Raw genomic sequence first — 438 nt, forward strand, 5'->3', positions numbered from 1 at the left:
GTGAATTTTTGCCACGCTGTTTTGCCAAATTTAATCTCACTTTCTGGTTTTATATTTTCTGCGTATTTCCAAGGAAACTTAAAAATTTCAGGTGGATTGAGCTTTTTGATTGGTTTACCCATTAGTAAATAATCTAGTTGCTCATCATCGTTAAATTCTTTTAAAAGTTCATCATCTGCTTGGGTCATTTGCTTTAAAAATGATTTATCAACCCGATACCAAAAATATTTTGGACGACCATTCGCTTTATCAAACTCTACGGTTGTTTTATCAAACTCTCGATAATATTCAAATTGCGGGATATCGGCCAAAGGCTGAGTAACATCCATAAAATTTTGCAATAACTCCCAGTGCAAAAAAGCACAGGCTATTTGGTTACTATAAGTCTGTTCATAACGAATGTTTTTCTTATAATGCAGTAATGTAAAGCCTCTATTA

At 33.1% G+C, this 438-nt stretch carries 1 pseudogene; it reads right to left on the reverse strand.

Annotation, left to right across the window (positions count from 1 at the left end):
• Positions 1 to 341: pseudogene (locus JIG37_RS00115) on the reverse strand (hypothetical protein); the annotation flags it as partial.
• Between the last annotated feature and the right edge of the window lie 97 nt (positions 342 to 438).

This window comes from Pseudoalteromonas sp. bablab_jr010, assembly GCF_016464105.1.
Taxonomy (GTDB): domain Bacteria; phylum Pseudomonadota; class Gammaproteobacteria; order Enterobacterales; family Alteromonadaceae; genus Pseudoalteromonas; species Pseudoalteromonas simplex.